This window comes from Chlorobaculum thiosulfatiphilum (genome assembly GCF_006265165.1).
Classification (GTDB): Bacteria; Bacteroidota; Chlorobiia; order Chlorobiales; family Chlorobiaceae; genus Chlorobaculum; species Chlorobaculum thiosulfatiphilum.
Map to the genome: position 1 here is coordinate 1 of NZ_VDCH01000035.1, position 21544 is coordinate 21544.

Below are 21544 nucleotides of genomic sequence, written 5' to 3' on the forward strand. Positions count from 1 at the left end.
TTCTTTCTGGTCATAGTTTTGCTCCTTGTTTCATGAGTGGAATCTATGACCGTTTACACACTTTATCTCACTGACCCGCCCACCTGCGTTCGAGGCTATTCATCGAAATCGAAATCGTGATCGCCGTCGTTTCGATTGGGATTTTTCGGATTATCGGAAATCTCCGCCGGTCAGAATCAGGAAAATTCGATTTTAATATTTATAATTGTCACGAACGCTGTATATTAGCCCTCCGAATAGCGAGAGTGGTGAAATTGGTATACACGCTAGTCTTAGGAACTAGTGCCGTGAGGCGTAAGGGTTCGAGTCCCTTCTCTCGCACTGTTCATTTGTTCATTGGACTCATGCCAAAGTGGCGGAACTGGTAGACGCGCTGGACTCAAAATCCAGTGGGCGCAAGCTCGTGTGGGTTCGAGTCCCACCTTTGGTACACGACCGGCATTCCGGTCTTTCGACAGCATCTCTTTTTTGTCTGCCTCCACGGCATTCCCGGAAACTCTAATAATCGTCATGGCTCCCGGCAAACCGGGGCAAACGCAGCAACCGGATAGCGCAACAGATTAGCAGAAATTCCCCATGCAAAGAATGTACTCACCGTGGCGTGACGTCTATATGCAGAGCTTCAAGGAAGAAAAACCGATCGTTCCGGAAGAGGGCAAATCGGTCTTCGCCGACATTCCGCCCGAACAAGACGAGGAGCGTTATATCCTCTGCCGGGGTGAGTTCTGCTTCGCCATCCTGAACCTCTACCCGTACAACTGCGGCCACCTGATGGTCATTCCCTATTTGCAGACGCCGGAATTCAGTGATCTTGACGAGAAGACAATGGTCGAGATTTTCAAAATGTCCAACCTCTGCATGGAGGCGCTGAAAATCGCCATCAAGCCGCACGGCTTCAACTTCGGCGCGAACCTCGGCAGGGTGGCGGGCGGCAGCATCGACGAGCACATCCACTTCCACATCGTGCCCCGCTGGGAGGGCGACACCAACTTCATGCCGGTGCTCGGCGAAACCAAGGTGCTCAGCAACGACCTCCGCAAAACCTACATCCAGCTCCGCGAGGCGATCCTGAAGCTCCAGAGCGAGCAAGAGAAGCCGTAGTTCCCGCGTAATGAAAACCGTCCCCTGCCCAATCACCGGAAGCAGGGAGTTCCTCCCGCTGATGCAAGCCCCCGACCGCTTCGACCTGCGCGGCCCGTCGTGGCGGCTCGTGCGCTCGACGGCCTCCGGCCTCGTGATGCTCAACCCCCGGCCCGAAGTGGACGAGATGGCCGCCCACTACCCCGCCGAAACCTACGATCCGTTTCTTCACGCCGGAAACGCCCGCACCCTGCGCGACCGCACCTGGCTCGCCGTTACGTCACTTCTGCTCGGCGGAAAAGCGAAAATCGTGATGAAAGGACTCGAAAAACCGGCCAAATCGGTACGAATCCTCGAAGTCGGCTGCTCTACCGGACGGCTGCTCATGCGGATTCATCGCGATTACGGCATCCCGCTGACGAATCTTTTCGGCGTTGAGACCGACCGGCAGGCGGCTGACACCGCGAGAAATGCAGGACTCTGCGTTTCGGAAGCCGGGCTGGAGGAGAGCGATTTCGACATCCGCTTCGACCGCATCGTCTTCTGGCACACGCTCGAACACCTGCACCGCCTCGGCGAATCGCTCGACTGCGCCCGCGAGCTGCTGACGCCCGACGGCCAGCTCATCATCGCCGTGCCAAACCTGGATAGCGACGACGCCCGGCGCTACGGCCCCAACTGGATCGCCCTCGACGCCCCGCGCCACCTCTACCACTTCACGCCGGAAACGCTCGGCAAGCTACTCGAAAAGCACGGCTTCTCAGTGCTCGACCTTGGCACCTGGATTCCCGACACGCTCTACAACGTCTGGTTCAGCGAAAAACTGGATCGCACGATCAACGGACGCCCACTCGGCATCGGCGCGGCGAGTCGAGCAGCGTCCAACGCCATCCGCTCCCTCGCGTCTGGCCGCGACCCGCGACTTGCGTCGAGCATGGTCGTCCGGGCGGTGAGGATGAAGGGGTAATAAGAAGCTTTCCACAATTGCCCCGGCTTTCAAGCCGGGGAGAATCAGCAAATCCCAAAATCAAGAGCTTTAGCCCAACCTTTTCCGGCGTTACTGCTCGGACGCAAAATATGGCCAATGAGCCAACTGAAGATATTGGGCTAAAGCCCAGATTTATTTTGTGTTACCCATGAACCCCGGTCTAAAGACCGGGGCAATTGTTAAGATTTTTACCCGAGATAATAATACACTCTGCCCAATTGCCCCAGCTTTCAAGCCGGGGATAAAACAACGGATAATAAAATTCAGGGCTTTAGCCCAACCTCTTTCCGCATCAATCGCTTGATCTCGGATCGAAGCCTTTCCGTTAAATTCACCCCCTCACATCTTCGCCTCGACCGCGGGATCGATGCGGCCCAGCGATTTCTCCAGCTCCGCCGACGCAACGAGATAGTCGTACACCGCTTGCAGGTAGTTGGTTTTGGCGGTGTCGAGCTGCAACTCGGCGTCGGTGAGTTCGAGGCGGGAACCGATGCCTTCGCGCAGGCGGAGCAAGGTGATGCGGTAGCTGCGCTCGGCGACGGCGATGGTTTTCGACTGCACGTCGATGCGCTTGCGGGCTTCGATGACGTTGGAGAGGCGCACCTCGACGTCGGCCCGCACCTGCGACTTCAGGTCTTCGTACCGCGTACGGGTCTGCAAGCGCTCGATCTTGGCCTGCTGAATCCTCGCGCTCGTGGCGAAGCCGGAGAAGATCGGCACCGAAAGCTGCAAGCCAGCCGTCGATGAAACCGGCCAGCGGGTGGCGTCGAGCGAGGTGCCGTCGTTGAACTGCGTCTGCGCCTCGAGCTGCCCGAAGGCGCTCAGCACCGGCAGCCCCTCGGATCGGGCGGCCATCACCTTCGCGTTCTCGGCTTCGGCCTGGAGCGAGAGGCTCCGCACATCCGGGCGCTTGTCGAGCGCCTCGCTGTACGCCGCAGCCACGCTATGCGGCACGGCGATTTCGTGGAAGGCGAGCGAACTCGTCAGGGTCAGCGGCGTCTCCTGATCAATGCCCATGACCCGCTTCAGATTGGTTGCGGTGATGGCCTCGTTGTTCTGTGCGCGAATCAGGTCGGGCCTGAGATTCTCGACCGACAACCACGCCTTGAGCGTATCGATGTCGGCGGCCACGCCCTGCCGGAAGAGCGCGTTGGTGTCCTTGCGAGCCGCCTCCCAGCGGCTAATGCTCTGCTCGACCAGCTTGCGCTTTTCGGTGGCGATCAGCACGTCGTAATAGGCGCGGCGAATCGAAGTCACCACCCCGGCGTTGGTCTGGCGAAACGACTGGTCGCTGATCTGGCGAACCAGCCCGGCGGCCTTGATGCCCGCGAAGGCCGAAAGCTTGAAGATATTCTGGCTGAGATTGAGCGAGGCGATGGACGAGTTGTCCGAACTGATCTCGATTGCCTGTGTGCCAAGCGACGGATTGCCGGTCAACGCGCCCACCGGCAAAAACATCACCGACGGCTTCAGTGTGCGGGTGTAAGTCAAACTCGACGACAGATGCGGCAGCACCTCCGCCCAAGACTCCCGAACCTTCTGCCCCGCCATCCGCTTATCGAGCCGCGCAATCTCCAGCTCCCGGTTATGCTGCTCCCCAATCCGAACCGCATCGTCAAGGCTGATAACCAGCGGCTGTTTCGCCGATGGCTCCGGGGCGTCCGCTGCGTGAGCGGAAATCGAGCACGCGAAAAAGAGTACAAGCAATGCGATTATTCTGCGCAGGTTGTGGATGTATGGGTAACAATTCATGGGACTTCTGTTTGTTGTGATTTTATGCTTCGGTATCACCTTCGGATGATGATTCGCCGTCTCTTAACTCTCGTAACCACTCAGTGACTTCTTTCTCTATTGGCGAGCCAATTTCTTTAAAAAGAACGATTGCCTTCTGATACATCTCCTCCACCATTTTAACGTCTCCTCGGTCTTTATACACAATTCCAAGATTAGAATACGCATTGGCAATACTCTCTTTTCTTCCAAGTATTTCATCTATGGCTAATACTTTTTTATACATCTCTTCTGCAAGATCAAGGTCGCCTCGCGTTGCATACAAATTTCCGAGGTTGCCATATTGATTGGCCATGTACTCTTTTCGACCAAGCGCCTCATTAATCGCCAGCGCCATTCTGTACATCTCCTCCGCACGTTGAAAATCACCTCGCTTTTCATATACAATTCCGAGATTGCCATAGACGATAGCCATACCCGTTATTCGGCCAAGCTCTTCATTGATGACCAGTGCCTTTTCGTACATCTTCTCAGCATTTTCAAGATCACCTCGCTTTTCATATACAATTCCGAGATTACTATAGGTAATGGCTATACCATCCTTTCGATCAAGCTCCTCATTGATGACCAGTGCCTTTTTATGGATCTCCTCCGCATGGTCAAGGTCGCCTCGCATTCTATACAATATCCCGAGATTGCCAAAGGCAACCGCAGTTTCTTCAGTTTTGTTTTCAGCACCACTAAGAGTGAGCCATTTCTCAAGAACCCTGAAAGCAGAATTCAAATCACCTGTGCGATGAAAAAATTCATATCCCAGATAAAGTATCCGTAAGTTTGTCGTCTCAGTAACCAGCTTCGTAAACTTTTCCCTCGCAAATTCGATCTTTCCCTCTTTCGCAAGTTTCGCGGCATCTTTAGCCATCTGTAACTCCAAAGCGTCCCGTTTCAAACGCTCTATCTCAGCCTTATCATTCGCCTGTCTTGCCTCTTCCGTTTTCTGCAACGCAACCTGTTTCGCTTTCTCGACCTCCTCAAGTGCCGCTATCGGAAGCACAACCGCATCATCACGCTCTTCTGCTTTCGGCAATTCACCTTTCGCATAAGCTCGGAGATGAGTATCAACTTCATTGAGAAAAGATTCAGGGGAATCGAAATAGCGGTAAAGAATCTGGCGTGTCTCTTCAAGATGCTGGCGGAATTTTATCACCTTGCTTAATTGAACTCCCGGATCAGCCTCCGATGCTGCATCGACACGCTTGAAAAACACGAAAATTTCAGGTGAACCCGACTTCTTCCACCGTTCCAACGCCCGGTGAAACTCCTCCTCGGTATACGAAGAATACGGCGCTGCGTCGGGAGCGTATTGTCCCCAGCGGCGGTGCATCGTTAAAATGAAAACATCGCAGGCGTCAATATCCTGATTGATAACGCCCTGACTTCGCCGACCAGTTGAGGCCAGCGTGTCCTCCCATCCCAAAGGGATAAATTCAACATTCGCGCCGTCACCAAAGCCGATGTTGAGCACTGTGATTGCATCCCGGAATTTCCGGCGCTCTTCGACCAGATCACCCGGCGAGGCGATGAAAACCCTGATTTTTCTTTTTTCAGTCTCGCTCATCTCATGGCATTCAGATTCAGGAAGCCGAGGTTTTTTGAGAATCCTTTAAAAATATACCATCTAACCCAATCCATTGCAATTACTCGCGATAGCGATCCTTCCACAAAGCCTCCAGCCGTTCGCGGATGAACTTTTCGCGGCCCTCGCCCGTCGGGCGGTAGTAGGCTTTCGGCTCCATCTGTTCGGGGAAGTAGTGCTCTTCGACGAAGTGGCCGGGGTAGTTGTGCGGGTAGCGGTAGCCTTTGCCGTAGCCGATTTCCTTCATCAGGTCGGTCGGGGCGTTGCGCAGGTGGAGCGGCGGCACGGCGGACGCGCCCGCGCTTTTGACGTCCGACAACGCCTCGCCGATCCCCTCATAGCTCGCGTTCGACTTCGGGCACGAGGCCAGGTAGGTCGCCCCCTGCGCGAGGTTGATCCGCGCTTCGGGCAGGCCGATCAGCTCGACGGCGTGAAACACCGCCACCGAGAGTGTCAGCGCGTAAGGATCGGCGTTGCCGATGTCCTCGCTGGCGAAGATCACCATACGCCGGGCGATGAACTTCGGATCCTCGCCGCCGTCGATCATCTTCGCCATCCAGAAGAGCGCCGCGTCGGGGTCGGAGCCGCGCATCGACTTGATGAAGGCCGACACCGTGTCGTAGTGCGACTCGCCCCCCTTGTCGTACGCCGCCGCGCGGTGCTGGAGCGCCTGTTCGAAGAGCTTGCGGTCGATCACCACCGGCGAGGTTCCGCGCGGCACGAGCGAGGCGGCGGCTTCGAGCGCGTTGAGCGCCTTGCGGGCGTCACCGGCGGCGTAGGCGAGCAGGAACTCCATGTCGCGCACCTCGACTCCGGCGGCCTTCATCGCCGGATCGTCCGCGATGGCGCGTTCGACCACCCGCCGCACCTCGTCGTCGCCGAGCGGCTGGAGGATATAGACCTGCATCCGCGAGAGGAGCGCCCGGTTGACCTCGAACGACGGGTTCTCGGTGGTCGCGCCGATCAACACGACGAGGCCCTGCTCGATGGCGTGCAGCAGCGTATCCTGCTGCGCCTTGTTGAAGCGGTGGATTTCGTCGATGAAAAGCAGCATCTGCCGCCCGTCGATGGAGCGGCTCTTCTGGGCGAGTTCGAGTACGCGGCGCACATCCTTGACGCCCGCGTCGGTGGCGGAGAGCTGCTCGAAGCGGTAGTTCAGCGACCCAGCGCAGATTTCGGCGAGCGTCGTCTTGCCGGAGCCGGGCGGCCCCCAGAAGATCATCGAGGGAATCCGCCCCTCTTCGATATAGCGCCGGATCGGCCCCGCCGCGCCGACGAGGTGCTCCTGGCCGAACAGCTCGTCGATCTGGCGCGGGCGCACCCGTTCGGCGAGCGGCTGGAAGAGCTTCGCGTCGGATCGCTTGCCGGACGGAAATCCGAAGAGGTCGGGCTGTTGCGGCTCTTCAGGCTTCATGCAAACCCCTGGCCACTCAGCCACGATTCGGTGATGCGGCTCTCCGCCGGAGTACCTGCGGAGTTCTGCCGGGCGACGTACTTGCCGAGGATGTCGAATTCGAGGTTCACCTCGCTGCCGACGCCGAGGCCGGTGATGGTGGTGTGGCCGAAGGTGTAGGGAATGATCGCCACCGTGAACTGCCCCGGCTCGACCGAGGCCACCGTGAGGCTCACGCCGTCGATGGCGATGGAACCAGCGGAGACGATCCACTGGTCGAAGCGCGTGTCGAACGCCACCGAAATCATGCGGCTGCCGCCCACCTCCTCGATGCGCGTCACGCGCCCGACGCCATCAACATGGCCAAGCACGAAGTGGCCGCCGAGGCGATCCATCGGGCGCACGGCCCGTTCGAGATTGACCGGCGTACCCGGACGAAACGCGCCAAGCGTGGTCTTTTTGAGGGTCTCGGCCACCGTATCGACCTCGAACCACCCCGGCCCGACCGCCACCGCCGTCTGGCAAGCGCCGTTGATGCTCACGCTCTCATCGATGGACAAATCGCCAAACTCCGCCTGCGAAGTATACCGCACCTTCAGCCGCACCCCGCTCCCCTGTCGCGCGGTACCCTCGACCGCTCCTATATCCTTGACAATTCCTGTGAACATATATTTATTACTGTCGTTTTTTGTGTCGATTCGCTTGCTCTAATCATGACAGGGCGGCCACAAGAGCCGTCCTCTTCTTCGGAATCGTGACCTACTTCGATCTTGGCGCTCCCGGCTTTCGGGACAATCCGGCCATGAATATAGTAACAAAAAAGGCGGGGCCGGAAAAGCTCCCGACTCCGCCACTTTGCTCAATTTTCGCGACAAACGCCGCGCCTCAGCGATAGACGACGAAACCGCCGGACGGCACGGTGATCCGCACCGACGAGCCGCAGATCGGCATCACCTCCGTTTCAGCACCCTCCTGCTCCGGCGACGACGAAAAGACGCATTGCATCAACTTGCCGGGCGGGTTGAGCTGGTGATCGACCACCGCCCACACCGTCAGTTCGCGTTCGAGGCTGGTGTTGATGGCGCACAGGCACTCCGTTTCGGCGATGATGCGCGACCAGGCTACTACCCAGCGCATCTGGCCGTTCATTGGCTGGGGAAAGAAAAACTCCCCCTCGTTGCCGGTCGCCGAAACTTTCCGCAGATACTGCCGTCCCCGGCGCAGGGCAATCTCGCCTTTGCGGAACTCCGCCAGCCTGCCCACGAAGCGATAGACCTCGTGCTCCTCGTTGAAGAAGTGCCGCCCCGTGCTTTGCAGCGAGCCGAACGGCCCGCCGAACATGCACTCGCGCAGGAACACGTCGCCGTACGAATAGTCGTCGCTGCGCGGATCGGCGCCGTTGAACGCCTGCTCGGTGCCGTAGTAGATGCAACTGATCCCCTCGGTGGCGAGGTTCAGCCCCAGCGCGGCTTTCAGGAGTTTCCAACTGTTCAGGGAGTCGCCGCAGAAGCGGTATTTGCGCTGCTCGCCCACCTGGTCGTGGTCGTCGATCATGGTGACGATGTGCTTCGAGTACCACTGCTGGCTGTTCTTTCCGTCGAGCAGGCTGTTGCGGAACAGGTCGAAGTACCCCTCCTGCTCGCCGGTCTCCGGGTTGCCGGGGCTGCGCCACCCCTTGGCAAGGAATTCGAGCTTGTCGGGCAGGTCGCCGATGCCAAGCGCCGCGTCGAGGCCCGTCACGTCGAGAATCTGCATGGCGTAGGAGCGCCCGCCGGTGATTTCGCCGATGATCGTGAAGTTCTCCTTGCCGATCGACTGGGCGAACTCGTGGATCGACGAGGCGAAGTAGCGCACCGCGCCCGGCTCCATGTGCTTGACCGTGTCGAGCCGGAAGCCGTCAATGTCGGCGTACGCCATCCAGAAGCGATAGACCTTCACGAGGTGATCGAGCGCCGCCGAGGGGCGGAACAGGCTGATGCGCCGTTCGAGGTCCCAGCTCAGGGAAGGATCGTTCAGCCCGAAGCCGTGATCGATATCCTTGAGCGAGCAGAAATCCCCTTCGAGATACTCTGGAAATCCGTCCCAGTTGCGAATTTCACCCTTCAGCGTCCAGGTCGTCTCGCTCTGGAGCTCCACCGGCCAGATCGCCCCGTCTGGCCAGATTCCGGGATACTCCCCGCTCGCGTCGAACGGAATGCTGCCAGCATCGCCTTGCTTCATCCGGTAGCCCTTGACCGGCCACTGCCACCCCTCGTGATAAAAATACTGCTGGTTATCCTGATAGGAAAATACGTCGCCGGCGTGATTGAGAATGATGTCGAGAATCACCCGGATGCCGCTCTCATGCGCTTCGGCCACGAACTCGCGCAACTCCTCGCGTGTACCGAAGCGGGGATCGACATCGAGGAAGTTCTGGATGCCGTAGCCGTGGTAGCAATCGCTGCCCGTCACCTGCCGGAACACCGGGCTGACCCAGATCGCCGTCACGCCAAGCCGCTTGAGGTAGCCGAGCTTGTCGCGCATCCCCGCGATGGTTCCGCCGCACCACCCCCGGCCAGCCTCGAACCATTTTTGCCACTCGGCATTGTTCGCGTCGGCTTCGATGCGGAAGAGCGGCGTCGTACGAGCCTTGCCCACCGGGAGCGGCTTGCCGTCGAGATCATTGAAGCCGCCGTGCTCCCTGCCGTCCGAAAAACGGTCGAGCATAAGAAAATAGAGTACTTCATCTTCCCAGGTAGCCGGGGAGGGATGATAAGTTTTGCCTGCGGTCAGGTCAGCGAGGTGAATCTCGGCGAGGCTGCGCTCGACCGGCGAAGCTGCGGGAGAAGCGTGGGGTTGCATGGATTTCAGATTTGCTTTATTTGAAAAGTAGAAACGCCGGAAATCAAGCGGGAACAATGTCAAAAAAAGATATGAAATACGAACGTAATTCCGACTAAATCGCAGGGACGATTCTGTTGCTGAAATGAAAATTCGGGAAGAAATAAAAAAGCCATGCGATCATCAGACGGCATGGCTCCGGAGAGAAAAACGCAAGCAGAAAATCAGGCGAGCGCGGCAAGCGCCTTGTCGTAATCCGGCTCCTGCACGATCTCGGGAACCTGCTCGGCGTAGAGCACTTTGCCGGAAGCATCGGCAACGATCACCGCGCGGGAGAGCAAGCCTTTGAGCGGCCCATCGGTGATGGTGAGGCCATACTCCGCGCCGAACTCTGGCGAACGGAACACCGAGAGCGACACCACATTTTCGAGTCTCTCGGTGGTGCAGAACCGCCCCTGCGCAAACGGCAGATCGGCGGAGATGCAGAGCACGGCAGCGTCGCCCCGCTCGCCAGCCTCTTTGTTGAAGCGCCGTACGGACGCCGCGCAAACCGCTGTGTCGAGGCTCGGAAAGATGTTCAGCACGACCTTCTTGCCAGCAAAATCAGCCGGAGAGACTTCCGAAAGATCGCTCTTGACGAGGCAAAAGCCAGGGAGCTGGCTGCCGACTGCCGGAAGCTCACCGACGGTCTGAATGCAATTTCCCTTGAGCGTGATGGTTGCCATGATGGATATAAATTGAGTGGTTAGAAGAAGATTTCAAAAGCACTTGCACCATAAACCGGAAGCAACGGTGTTCCGTTCCTTGAGAAAAAAAGAACAGGACGAAGAGGTCGAATGGGTCTGATAAGTCTGATAGGATAATCGAGGAAAACTAATCCACCCTCTTTCAATTCATAATTCAACATTCATAATTCATAATTCACCTGCCGGTACCGGCAAGTAAAACCCGTGGCGTTCGATCAGTTCGACGCCGCAGTCGAACAGGCTGGAGACGCCGGACGAGGTCAAAATGGCCTCCTTGTCGCCGTCGGCCACGATGCGCCCTTTGCGCATGAAGATGACTCGCGTAATCTCCGGCGGAATTTCGTGAATGTGATGCGTGACGAGAATGAGCTGAATGCCTTGCTGCATGAGCCGCCTCGCCTTGTCAAGGTAGTGGAATGACGCCGTGATGTCGAGGCCGCTGGTCGGCTCGTCGAGCAAGAGCGCTTCCGGTCGATGCACCAGCGCGCGGCCAAGCAGAAAGCGGCGCTGCTGGCCGGTGGACATTTTGCCGAAGGGCCGGTCGGCAAGCTCCTCGATACCGAGGCGCCGCATCAGTTCCTCGGCCCGCCCGATCTCAGCAGCACCGAAAAGTTGATGCGGCCAGATGTCGATGCTCGAATAGTAGCCCGACAGAATCACGTCGCGTCCTTTGGCGTGAGTACCGTAATTCTGTTGCAGGTCATGCGATACGATGCCAAGCCGCGAGCGCAGCTCCTCGACGTTCCACTGGTCGCGGCCATAGACCAGCATCCGGCTCTGTTCCGACCAGACGGGATAAATTTCCCGCGAAATCAGCTTCATCAGCGTTGTCTTTCCCGACCCGTTCGGCCCGAGAATCGCCGTGTTTTCCCCTTTCCGGATACTCAGGTCAAGCCCGTCGAACACCAGCGTCCCGTTTCGGTAAGCGCTGACATTGCTGAATTCAAAAACGTGATTCAATGCTGTTGCGATGATGTTCTTTATTCCCTCCGATGCAAACACGAAACTTGCGCCGTTTGAGGTGTTATTCTATAAAACAAGGTACCGCACAAGCGACAGATTGTCAATCAAAACCAGCAATTGCGCCAAGTCACTGCCGATACCTGATCTGTAAGCACACCTGCCGTGATCGAAATATCGACAAAGAAAAGCTGCCGAAATATACTGTAGAAACAAAACTGCTTTTAATTCATAGAAAATAATGCTATGAATGGAATCAACATCGAAATGCTGTTTTAGCATATTTCCAACTGGTGAATTACCAGTTTAAATTCATTCCTTTATTCCCTGATGCCCGGAGCACACCGGAACAAACCCTGATTCCTTCAAATTCTCGTATTCAGCGAAGAAAATACAAACCAATTGTCATTGAGCTAAAACAGGCAGGGCGTCAGATTTCGCGGCAGGACAAGTTCTGTAATACATGGCTACGTAAAAAACCGGATTGCAGAACCGGCTCAAATGGTCAAAGAGGCAATCCTTGCCTGCGGTGACGGTCAGAAACCAAAAAAGCGCACATAAATGTTTATTCCATAAGTCTTTACCGTTATCAGACCAGTTTCAGGATTATCAACGGTTGATAAGAATTCCAAAAATCCTGTGACTGATTCAGCCATTTTTTCAGCACTTTTCGCATAACGGGCATCTGCCCCTTAAAGCACAGAATAACTGGCATTGAAGCGTTCTGCGGTACTCATTTGTCAGGTGGCACCATGACGTCAGCGTATTTCATCAGTCATATGGGCGTCAGCGTCATTTTGGTATGCTTTTGCGATACAGAAACGAAGTAATAACAGTGCGTTTCCATTGTAATGCTTCTGAACAGATAAAATTGCTTGCCTTTAATAGTTGAAAATCTTATGTTTCAGCAAAACCACCGTTTTCAGATTTTTGAGTTCCTGCTGACATACCGGTTCGGATATTGATCGACGTTTCTTCGCGGCTTTCATTGCCCGTCCGCGAAGTCGAGCCTCAGAGTCGCTCATTGCGGAAAATTACCAGCAATCGATTGGCTCAGGGTGTAAATTAGTATTCGTTATCGATACTCTTCAGAGTAACCATGGGCTGGTTCATTCGCTTCAGTCAATGATTGTCAATACCGCCGAAACCTGGAAATGTGGAGCTTTTAACAGAGATCCAAACACAGAGCATCTCCCGCATGGGTACGGCTAAACCCGTCAGCAAGGACACAAGGCGCGGATCGATTGAAGCTGCCGGATGGTGGTGACGCAAAACTGAACAGCGCTGAGTCATGGTGGCTTGCGCAGGCATGGCGAGAAAAAACCGGGCAACGGCCTCTGTCAGTCAGTCAAGGCGCCGCAACACTACTCTCCCTAACTGCTTGAAATATTGAACCTTATTGACTGAGCGGAAGTTTCTGTCACAAAATCTGGAGATTGTCGCCGCGTTTATTTCAAGGTCTTAAAAAAACGATTAGCAAATTTTATTTGTATCTGATATATTCGCTTCATACAGATTCGTATATAGAGCGCATAGTGCGCGCGAAGTAAGCACTCAAAAGATTTCCCTTTCTCCTGTTTCAATCATCGTGTCATGGCATGAGAGTGAATTCGTGCCGCGACTCAAAATATAACCACGTTTCGTCTATGACAGTAAGTGTAGCACAACTCATCCTCAAGCATATCGAAGAGGATAAATTTCTCGATGCAATCCAGTGTGTGCAGAATGAAATTCTAAAAATCGAAGTAAAAACTGAAATCGCCAGTGCAGACAGGCGAAAAATCAAATCCCTGACCGCGATCATGGACAAGCTCAGTGAAGCCGCCATGTTCGGCAGCGAGTGGGACGAAGGCGTTCGGGCAAAAAAAGCGGCGATTGTCAAACTTCAGAAAGTCTGCGCTGCCTGACGATTCGTAATCGCCGGAAAAATGCCATGCGCGTTCTGGCGGCGCTCGTTTTTGCAAGGAATACCAATACTTTTTCTGGCACTCATAAGTGCTCTTCTATCATTTCACTCTATTCTCTCTGAACATTGTCAGCGATCTTCTCACGGTAGCTGAATTCTGCAATCCATTCGTCATATTTCGCGCGGATTGCAGAATTCAGTGAGAGGTTCAGCATTGCTGGCGCATCAGTTCCACGGCCCCGTACCTTTCGTGACGCTGTAGCGACCCGCGCCGAGAAAAAAGATGGCGATGGAGCCGAAAAAGTAGAAGGCTTGCAGTTCGAGAGCGTAGCCGCCTTGATCGGTCAGCGAAGCGAGCTGGCCCATGTGCACGAGCCAGACGGCCATGCCCATCAGCACTGCCTCGACAAGCGCTGCGGGCCGGGTGTAGAGGCCAAGCACGATCAGCAGCGGCGCGACCACCTCGCCCATCGGCACCCCCGCGACCAGCCAGGCAGGCAGGTGCGCGGCGTTGAGCTTGCCCGCGATGAAGCCGTAGCCGTGAATCAGCTTGTGCACACCGTGAAACAGCATGAGGCCGCCGACGCACAAGCGGATCAGGAGTTTGCCAAGATCGTTATTGTTCATGAACCCTCCGGATGAAGTGTTGACTCTTCCGCGATTGTTGCCGCCTTTGCTTTTCTTCTTGCCGCCGCTTTTGAAAAATCCCGCCATCAGTGTTTTGGATATGCTTCGAGTAAAATGTCTTCGCCGAACCTCTCGATACCGGCGAAGCTGAGTTTGATGGCGTAATCGGGATGCGTCACGTCGAGCGGGCCGAAGCTCGCCAGGCCGTCGCCACCGAAAAGTTTCGGCGCGATGAAGACGTAATATTTATCGACAAGTCCCGACCTGATCATCGAGGCGGACAACCGGCTTCCACCCTCGACCATCACCGAGAGCACCCGGCGCTTGTGCAGCTCCGCGAATACCTCGGAAAGATCGAGTCCGCCGCCGGACTCGCCGACCGTCGCCACCTCGACGCCCCGCGCTCCGAGCTGACTGACCAGACACTCCTCCGCCTCATCGCGCAACGCGAAAACGAGGGTTTTCGCTTCGGCGTTGAAAATTCGCGTCTCGACAGGAACCTGAAGCCGCCGGTCGAGCAGTACGCGCAACGGCTGACGCCCGGCGCAGTGGCGAACGGTCAGCTCGGCGTTGTCGGCCAGCACCGTCGAAGCGCCGCACATGACGGCGTCATAGACGCACCGCAGCCGGTGCACCTCCCGCCGCGACTCTTCGCCGGTGATCCACTTCGACCCGCCGAGCGAGGTGGCAATGCGCCCATCAAGCGTCTGCGCGGTTTTGAGCGCGACGAACGGGCGGCCCTTGCGATGCGAGGTCATGAACGCCTCGTTGAGCCGCTCCGACTCCGCTTCGAGTACACCGACCGTCACCTCGATTCCGGCTTCACGAAGCCTGGCGATCCCCTTGCCCGCCACCTTTTCGTGCGGATCGAGGCAGCCGACGACCACGCGTGGAATGCGCTTTTCGACGATCAGATCGGCGCACGGCGGCGTCTTGCCGTAGTGCGAACACGGCTCCAGATTGACGTACAGCGTGGCGTATCGAAGCATCGTCTCATCTTCGACCGACGCTATGGCGTTGACCTCCGCATGCGGCCCGCCGTACTGCCGGTGCCACCCTTCGCCGATGACACGCCCGTCGTGGACAATCACCGAGCCGACCATCGGATTCGGACTCACGCTGCCCGCGCCGCGTTTGGCCAGTTCGAGGCATCGCCGCATGTAACCTTCATCCTCCGGACGCGCCGCCGCATCTGGATTCGTCGCCATTCCCGTCCCCCCGCTCAACAATTCTCAGCCCTCACCTGCACGAGCCTGATGCCCGACAAGCGCAGCAGTTCGGCGATGTGCTCGATCTTGTAAGGCTTGTCGTAGTAGATCGTCTTGATGCCCACATTGATGAGCACCTTCAGGCAGTGAATGCAAGGGCTGGCCGTGATGTAAATGTCGGCGTCCTTGATCGATACGCCGTGCTTGGCCGCCTGCCCGATGGCGTTGATTTCGGCGTGGATCGTGTTGACGCAGTTCTCCTCGACGGTACCGTCGGGGTGGGTGCTGCGGTAGATTTTGCAGTTGATCTCGTTGCAGTGCGGCAGGCCGGAGGGCGCGCCGTTGTAGCCGGTCGAGAGGATGTTGTGGTCGCGCACGATCACCGCGCCGATGTGGCCCCGCGTACAGGTCGCCCGGCGTGAAATGAGGTGCGCCACGCTCATGAAATATTCGTGCCACCCAAGCCGCTCTTCCGGCTGACCACTTGCGCCCGAAGCGCCGCAGCAGCACCCACTATTGCCCTCTTCATGCATAAGCGTAGAATTGATACATTGAGTCAGATTTACTTTATGGAAAATAGAGGAAAGAAAGCGCCCGCGCAACCACTCACGCCCATGCTCCGCAACTACTTCACGCTTTACCACGCAGCCGCCGAGTTGCACCAGCGTCTTGCGGGCGGCTACCTTTTTGAAATCCATTCGCAGCAGAAAAACGAAATCACGCTCGCCTTCGTCACGCCGGAGGGCGAGCATCTGCAACTCGTCGTCACCGTGCGCTCGCCGCGCTTCTCGCTTTTCACGCGGGAGGGACTGAACCGCAAGAGCCGCAACACGGCGGGCATCATGAGCCGGATCTACGAGCGACAGATCACCGGCGTCGTGATCTCGCCCGCCGACCGGCAAATCGGTTTCTCGCTCGACGACGGCCACACCCTCGTGCTGCGGATGTTCAGCGCCGAAACCAACATGCTGCTCGTGCGCGACGGACGGATCGTCGATGCCTTCAAGGATGCGCGGAAGCTCGAAAACACGCCGTTCGACGAGACGGAGGCCGACGTACCGTTTTTCCGGGCGCTCGACCAGCTCGCCGCTGACTTGGCGCTGTTCCGGCAAAAGCTCGAAAAGAGCGACAGCACAGAGCCGCTCGACCAGCGACTGCTCTCGATGCTGCCCGGCTTCGACCGCAAGCTCGTGCGGCGACTCCTCGCGATTGCGGAGGGTGAGTCGCCCGAACAACTCCACGAGGCGTTCGTCGCCATCTTCTACGATCTCGCCTCCTCCGCCCCGTGCGTCGTCGAAAATCCCGGCCAGCCGCCAGCCTTCTCGCTCTTCGCTCCGGAGTCAGGCGACGAGGCCGTCACGTTCGAGAGCGTCATCGACGCGCTGAACCACTACAGCCGCAAGATGTATCGCCATCTGCACTTGCGGGAACGCGCCGTCGAGATGCGACGGGAGCTGGCGGCGAAAATCGGCAAGCTCGAAAAGGAGCTGAACGCCAGCGCCGGGCACGATCCGGAGGAGGTTTCGCAGCGCAACGAGCGGTTCGGGCACCTGCTCACCGGAGCCATCGGCGCAGTCGAGCCTTCGGGCAGCACGGTGACGGTGCCGAACCTCTTCGATGCCGACTCGCCCGACGTGGTGATTCCCGTCAAAACGGGACTCAACCTCCAGGAAAATGCTGCATGGTACTTCACGCAGGCGACGAAAAATCGCAATAAAGCCGAAGCGCAAAAACTCCGCCACGCCGAATTGCGAGCGGAACTCGACACGCTCCGCCTGAAACTCGCCAAGCTCGACGAGGCCGACTCCCCCGAGCGCTTGCAGCAAGTGCTCGAAGCGGGATCATCCTCCGGCAAAAAACGGAAAGAGCAGGACAAAACGCCGCAGTTCCGGACGATCCCGATCAGCGACCGAATCACCCTCTACATCGGCAGAAACTCGGCGAACAACGAAAAGCTCACCTTCGGCTTCGCCAAGCCCGACGACATCTGGCTTCACGCAAGAGGAGCCTCCGGCTCGCACTGCGTGCTCAAGGGCGCGGGAATGCACAACGCCTCGGAGATCCGCCGCGCCGCCGAAATCGCCGCCTGGCACTCCTCGGCAAAACACTCCGAACTCGCGCCGGTGATCTGCACCCAAAAGAAATACATCAAAAAAGACCGCAAAACCCCCGGCAACGTCATCATCGAACGAGAGCAAGTGCTGATGGTCAAACCCTTAAGAGAATGATGAATTATGAATTATGAATTGAATAAAGTCGCGAAGAATCATCCTTCACTCTTCCATCCAACAAGCCCCATAAGTTCCAATTTTCTCAACTTTTAACCCACCACCCTCCCATGGAAACACACAAGCTCGTGATGCCGGAACACCTCAACCACTTCGGGTTTCTGTTCGGCGGCAATCTGCTCAAATGGATCGACGAGGTCAGCTACATCGCTGTGACCCTCGACTACCCCGGCTGCAACTTCGTCACGGTCGGCATGGACAACATCAAGTTCAAGAAAAGCATCCGGCAGGGCACGATTCTCTGCTTCGAGTCGAAGAAGAACCGTATCGGCACCACCTCGGTCGAATATATCGTGGATGTCACCCGCGAGGAGATCACCACCGGCAGCAAGGAGCTGGTCTTCACGACGCGGATAACCTTCGTCAGCGTGGATGAGAACGGCAGGAAAAAGGCGATTTCGACTCGATGAAAATGAAGCGGGCCGCATTGAAGCGGCCTCGGAGCGTGATGCGACGGAATATTTATGCGTTGTGCGTCCATCTGAGCGTACGCGAAATAGCGCCCTGCATTTTGCGGAACCGCCAGATACCGAATATGCCGGTAACGATGCCGAGCGGAATACACGCCACGCCAGCCCACATAAACCACATCTTCGTGGCGTAGTGAACGATCGTCAGTCCGGTAATCATCATGGCCACCCCGGATCGCAGATAAGAAAGCAGGGTGCGTTCATTGGCAAGCAGAGTTCGGTCGATGGCGAGTTCGTCACGCAGGATCAACTCCTCGGATTCAAAACGGTCATAAGGTGAAATCGTCGGCCCGGTGTCTTTCGAACCGTACAGATACTTCTTTATCATGAGCAAAACAAAAAAGTTAACAAAGTATAATACCGGTAATAAAACTCTTGCCGTCCCTACCTGCCGGATGAAAAACAAGAGGTGAAGAACAAACAACGTGAGAAGCGAGAGCAATGAGCGATGGAGAAACAAAGAGGACGGATGGAGATTTGACGGGGTGAGGTATGTCGGGCATTATCTAAAACCTGATTCTTAAAGCACACGCTTCTTACATTTAGCGTCATACGGTAATATATTTTTATTCTTTTTTCCGACAAGAACCGTGCTCAAAAAACCAATAAAAAAATCACCGTTTTTTCCTAATCCTGATTCCCCTGATAGCGAGAATCCTTGAGCCGCTTGAGGCAAGACTCGAACTCCACGCCCTTCAGGCAGACTGGCGATTCATCGACCATTTCACCGGCCTGACCCGCTTGCCGAGCTGCTCAGGCGGTACATCATGAAGAGGCCAGCGGCGGCCAGCATGACATTGGGAAACCAGACCACGACGGCCGGTGCGAGCAGACCTCTTTCGGCAATCTTTTCCCCGCCGATCAGAAGCACCCAGTAGAGCACGAAAAAGAAGAGCGAGAGCGCCGCGCCCGCTCCGTATCCGCCGCGCCGCGCCATGACGCCAAGCGGCGCGCCCACCACGGCGAACACCAGGCAAGCGAATGCCAGCGAATATTTCTTGTGATACTCGATCATATAGTCGTTGAACGATTCCCGGTTCTCCTGCATCTGTTCGATGCGCTGCGACACGTTGTCGAGCATCGTATCGACCAACTCGATGGCCCGGCCCGTCACGGCGGGCGGCAACGCTGTCGGCGTCGAAGCGAGAGCGGGCCGGTTGCGAATCGTCGCGATCTCTCTCCTCAACTCCTCGATGCCCTTGTCGATCGAACTCTCCGCCACGTCGCGTTTCAGATGAAACGCTTTTGCCATCGACAGGAGATCGGCAGCCGAAAGCTCCTTGCCCCCACGACGCCGGTTCCGCTCATCGGTGCGTTCGAATCCGTATCCGGTCGCGTCGAAAATGTAACGGTTTCTGGCGAAAACCATTTTCCGGTACCGGTCCATCTGCGGCAGGGAAAGCTCGTGAATCTGCCCGTCTTCGAGCGTCAGCACGAGGTGGCTGTAATCTTGCGTAAACTGGATGCGTCCCCTCGACGCCATGATCACGGTGCGCACATCGGACCGTCCGCGATCGTAAAGCACAATATCGTTCAGTTCGCCGGTCTCGTTGTCGATGTCGCGCACCATGATGGAATAACCCTTGATGACATCGGAGAATGCGTTCTTGTCGAGGCCGAGTCCAGGCTTCATGCGGGTAATGTCGGCAAACAGGGCGTTGGCCTTGTAGTTGGCCTCGGGCATCAGGACGTTGTTGAAGCGCTCCATCGCAAGCGAAAGAGCAAGCGCGATGAGCAGCACCGGCGCGACGAGCCGGTAGATCGAAATGCCGCCGGAGCGCATCACCGTCAGCTCCGAGCTGTTGGTGAGGGTACTGAAGGCCATGACCGTCGAAACCAGCGCCGCCATCGGCACGGCCAGCCCGACCATCCATGCCGACTGCAACAGGACGACCTCGGCGATGATGCTGAAATCGAGACCTTTGCCGATCAGCCGCTCGAGAAACTGGGTGAGGAAAGAGAGGATGAACACAAAAATGATCGTTACCAGCGCAAAAAAGAAGGTGCCGAGATGCGCCTTGAGAATGTATCGATCCAGAATTTTCATCGAATGCCGTTTATCACCTTGCACGTTGCGCTCCCCTTGCCGGAGAGCGGGTCGTTCACAATATACAGCGGAACATTTTTTCTGCAATAGCGCCCGCCCCGTGCGCGGTTCGGCAGAATACATAAAGAAGCTTTGCGCCTTCGCAAGTGTTGAATAAATTACGTGTAATAGCACACGGCCGACAACGCTGCCGGTCAATTTCAACAAGTAAACAGGGGTAAACATGGCGCCATTTGATTTCGGACAGAAAGTCGATCCGGCATTGTTCGACAGACTCATCGAGAAAGATTACGAGGTCAACGCTTCAGACTATGTGCAGAAGGGCTGGGAGATGTTCAGGGAACACATCGGCGAATTCATCGGCTTTACGCTTGTCATCTTCGTGGCGTCGGCCGTGAGTTCGAAAATGGGGGTTTTCGGCTCGCTGCTCTTTTCGGCCTTGGCTGCGCCACTCTATGCCGGTTACAGCGTCGCGGCGTTCAGGCTTGTCAGCGGCCAGCCGCTCCAGTTCAGCGACTTTTTCAAGGGCTTCAACTACTTCCTGCCGCTCTTCCTGGCCGGACTGGCAAGCGGCATCCTCGTAGCCGTAGGCATGGCGCTGCTTCTCCTGCCGGGCATCTATCTGGCCGTCGGCTACATACTGACCACCTTCCTCATCATCGACCACCGCATGGAGTTCTGGCAGGCGATGGAGACGAGCCGCAAGATCGTCACGAAGAACTGGTTCGCCTTTTTCGTTCTGGCGATCGTGCTGTTCCTCGTCAACCTGCTGGGAGTGCTCGCCCTCGGCGTCGGCCTCTTGGTCACCGCCCCGGTAACCGCCTGCGCCGCCGCGATTGCATACAAGGAAATCGTCGGCCTGCACTCGGCGGAATGGTGAACATAAGACGATCTCTGAATGCCCCCACCGGCTATGCGCCCGGTTCGAGATATTCAAGCGCTACCTCGCCGGGCTAATGAGCGCCATGGCGAACGTCGAGGTGAACCTCGCCAGCATCGACGATGCCGAGTTCTGCAAGGCGAAGCGCGAGGTGATGCTCCCGGCGATCGGAAGCATGGGCGTGAACTGGCGGGGGCTGGCGGGCGTTTAACCTGATCCGTTCGATTCGCCTGACTGAACAGAGGGTTCACAAAAAACCTAAAAGCAGCTCCAGCATATGTTTGGAGCTGCTTTTTTTCTTTCCCCGCCCGGTTGTTGAGCTACCGGATGGCTTCGCGCAGACGGTTGACCATTTCGCGGCTCACTTCAACATCTTTTTGCCAGGTGATGTTGGTCTTGTCGAGCGCAGACAACCATTCGTCGATCGAGAGGCTCTGTTCAGCGAGCGGCAGGGCCAATGCCGTCTCGCTTTGCTGTTCGTGGATTTCAGCGATTTTTGTCAGGCTGACGCTGAGATCGCGCTGCCAACCGGCGTGTGAAGGATCGGAAGCCGCCAGTCGTTTCCTCACGGCGAGCGACTCACGGAAAGCGTTGAGAGCGCCGTCGAGATCGCCCTGGTCACGGAGCACGTTGCCGATTTTTTCCTGGCTGACGCTGAGATCGCGCTGCCAACCGGCGTGTGAAGGATCGGAAGCCGCCAGTCGTTGACTCACGGCGAGCGACTCACGGAAAGCGTTGAGAGCGCCGTCGAGATCGCCCTGGTC

Annotated in this window: 20 protein-coding genes and 2 tRNA genes; 9 read left to right on the top strand and 13 right to left on the bottom strand. The window is 56.8% G+C overall.

The genetic code is table 11. From position 1 onward, the window contains the following. The first annotated feature begins 239 nt into the window (after positions 1-239). The 4 genes from FGF66_RS11425 to FGF66_RS11440 all read left to right on the top strand — a co-directional run bounded on the left by FGF66_RS11425 (position 240) and on the right by FGF66_RS11440 (position 2047). A tRNA-Leu gene (locus FGF66_RS11425) sits at positions 240-321 on the top strand. Positions 322-346: 25 nt separating this feature from the next. After that, positions 347-430 (top strand) — tRNA-Leu (locus FGF66_RS11430). 146 nt (positions 431-576) lie between these two features. Continuing rightward, complete coding sequence (locus tag FGF66_RS11435) at positions 577-1101, top strand: HIT family protein (RefSeq protein ID WP_139457766.1); 525 nt, start codon at positions 577-579, stop codon at positions 1099-1101. A 10-nt stretch (positions 1102-1111) separates the two neighbouring features. Next, positions 1112-2047, top strand: coding sequence for a class I SAM-dependent methyltransferase (locus tag FGF66_RS11440; protein ID WP_139457767.1), 936 nt, complete (start codon positions 1112-1114; stop codon positions 2045-2047). A gap of 360 nt (positions 2048-2407) precedes the next feature. On the opposite strand, the gene FGF66_RS11445 is transcribed toward FGF66_RS11440, so the two are convergent. The 7 genes from FGF66_RS11445 to FGF66_RS11475 form a co-directional block, all read right to left on the bottom strand. Then, positions 2408-3820, bottom strand: coding sequence for a TolC family protein (locus FGF66_RS11445; RefSeq protein WP_139457768.1), 1413 nt, complete (start codon positions 3818-3820; stop codon positions 2408-2410). 22 nt (positions 3821-3842) lie between these two features. Beyond that, on the bottom strand, positions 3843-5417 hold the full coding sequence (locus tag FGF66_RS11450; protein ID WP_139457769.1) for a tetratricopeptide repeat protein: 1575 nt from the start codon (positions 5415-5417) through the stop codon (positions 3843-3845). Between the two features lie 79 nt (positions 5418-5496). Beyond that, positions 5497-6849, bottom strand: a complete 1353-nt coding sequence (locus FGF66_RS11455) for a replication-associated recombination protein A (RefSeq protein WP_139457770.1) — start codon at positions 6847-6849, stop codon at positions 5497-5499. Then, positions 6846-7496: a riboflavin synthase gene (locus FGF66_RS11460; RefSeq protein WP_139457771.1), complete on the bottom strand. Its 651-nt coding sequence runs from the start codon at positions 7494-7496 to the stop codon at positions 6846-6848. The genes FGF66_RS11455 and FGF66_RS11460 overlap by 4 nt, the downstream gene beginning before the upstream one ends. A gap of 217 nt (positions 7497-7713) precedes the next feature. Next, on the bottom strand, positions 7714-9669 hold the full coding sequence (locus tag FGF66_RS11465) for an alpha-amylase family glycosyl hydrolase (protein ID WP_139457772.1): 1956 nt from the start codon (positions 9667-9669) through the stop codon (positions 7714-7716). Between the two features lie 203 nt (positions 9670-9872). Continuing rightward, the gene (gene tpx, locus FGF66_RS11470; protein WP_139457773.1) at positions 9873-10373 is read right to left on the bottom strand and encodes a thiol peroxidase; all 501 of its coding nucleotides are present in this window, start codon (positions 10371-10373) and stop codon (positions 9873-9875) included. A gap of 189 nt (positions 10374-10562) precedes the next feature. Continuing rightward, entirely contained in the window at positions 10563-11354 is a 792-nt protein-coding gene (locus FGF66_RS11475) for an ABC transporter ATP-binding protein (RefSeq protein ID WP_170181355.1), read from the bottom strand. Between the two features lie 1598 nt (positions 11355-12952). Here FGF66_RS11475 and FGF66_RS11480 point away from each other — a divergent pair. Then, positions 12953-13261, top strand: a complete 309-nt coding sequence (locus FGF66_RS11480) for a hypothetical protein (protein WP_246046680.1) — start codon at positions 12953-12955, stop codon at positions 13259-13261. 224 nt (positions 13262-13485) lie between these two features. Here the strand turns inward: FGF66_RS11480 and FGF66_RS11485 are convergent, their stop codons facing one another. The 3 genes from FGF66_RS11485 to FGF66_RS11495 form a co-directional block, all read right to left on the bottom strand. Further along, positions 13486-13887, bottom strand: a complete 402-nt coding sequence (locus FGF66_RS11485; protein ID WP_139457781.1) for a DoxX family protein — start codon at positions 13885-13887, stop codon at positions 13486-13488. A gap of 86 nt (positions 13888-13973) precedes the next feature. Next, on the bottom strand, positions 13974-15095 hold the full coding sequence (ribD, locus tag FGF66_RS11490; protein ID WP_139457775.1) for a bifunctional diaminohydroxyphosphoribosylaminopyrimidine deaminase/5-amino-6-(5-phosphoribosylamino)uracil reductase RibD: 1122 nt from the start codon (positions 15093-15095) through the stop codon (positions 13974-13976). 14 nt (positions 15096-15109) lie between these two features. Then, on the bottom strand, positions 15110-15628 hold the full coding sequence (locus tag FGF66_RS11495; protein WP_139457776.1) for a deoxycytidylate deaminase: 519 nt from the start codon (positions 15626-15628) through the stop codon (positions 15110-15112). A 36-nt stretch (positions 15629-15664) separates the two neighbouring features. Here FGF66_RS11495 and FGF66_RS11500 point away from each other — a divergent pair, with 36 nt between their 5' ends. Next, positions 15665-17323 carry an NFACT RNA binding domain-containing protein gene (locus tag FGF66_RS11500; RefSeq protein WP_246046681.1) on the top strand — a complete coding sequence of 553 codons (1659 nt, stop codon included), beginning with the start codon at positions 15665-15667 and terminating at the stop codon, positions 17321-17323. Between the two features lie 110 nt (positions 17324-17433). Next, entirely contained in the window at positions 17434-17793 is a 360-nt protein-coding gene (locus FGF66_RS11505; protein WP_139457777.1) for an acyl-CoA thioesterase, read from the top strand. A 52-nt stretch (positions 17794-17845) separates the two neighbouring features. Here the strand turns inward: FGF66_RS11505 and FGF66_RS11510 are convergent, their stop codons facing one another. Next, positions 17846-18181, bottom strand: a complete 336-nt coding sequence (locus FGF66_RS11510) for a DUF202 domain-containing protein (protein ID WP_129050285.1) — start codon at positions 18179-18181, stop codon at positions 17846-17848. Between the two features lie 396 nt (positions 18182-18577). Beyond that, positions 18578-19900 carry an LptF/LptG family permease gene (locus FGF66_RS11515; protein ID WP_139457778.1) on the bottom strand — a complete coding sequence of 441 codons (1323 nt, stop codon included), beginning with the start codon at positions 19898-19900 and terminating at the stop codon, positions 18578-18580. A 223-nt stretch (positions 19901-20123) separates the two neighbouring features. Here FGF66_RS11515 and FGF66_RS11520 point away from each other — a divergent pair, with 223 nt between their 5' ends. Further along, on the top strand, positions 20124-20780 hold the full coding sequence (locus FGF66_RS11520) for a DUF2189 domain-containing protein (protein WP_170181356.1): 657 nt from the start codon (positions 20124-20126) through the stop codon (positions 20778-20780). Between the two features lie 85 nt (positions 20781-20865). Beyond that, on the top strand, positions 20866-20991 hold the full coding sequence (locus FGF66_RS13055; RefSeq protein ID WP_281279073.1) for a hypothetical protein: 126 nt from the start codon (positions 20866-20868) through the stop codon (positions 20989-20991). Positions 20992-21100: 109 nt separating this feature from the next. Here FGF66_RS13055 and FGF66_RS11530 read toward each other — a convergent pair. Then, a partial coding sequence (locus tag FGF66_RS11530) for a tetratricopeptide repeat protein (RefSeq protein ID WP_139457779.1) occupies positions 21101-21544 on the bottom strand: 444 nt, incomplete at its 5' end.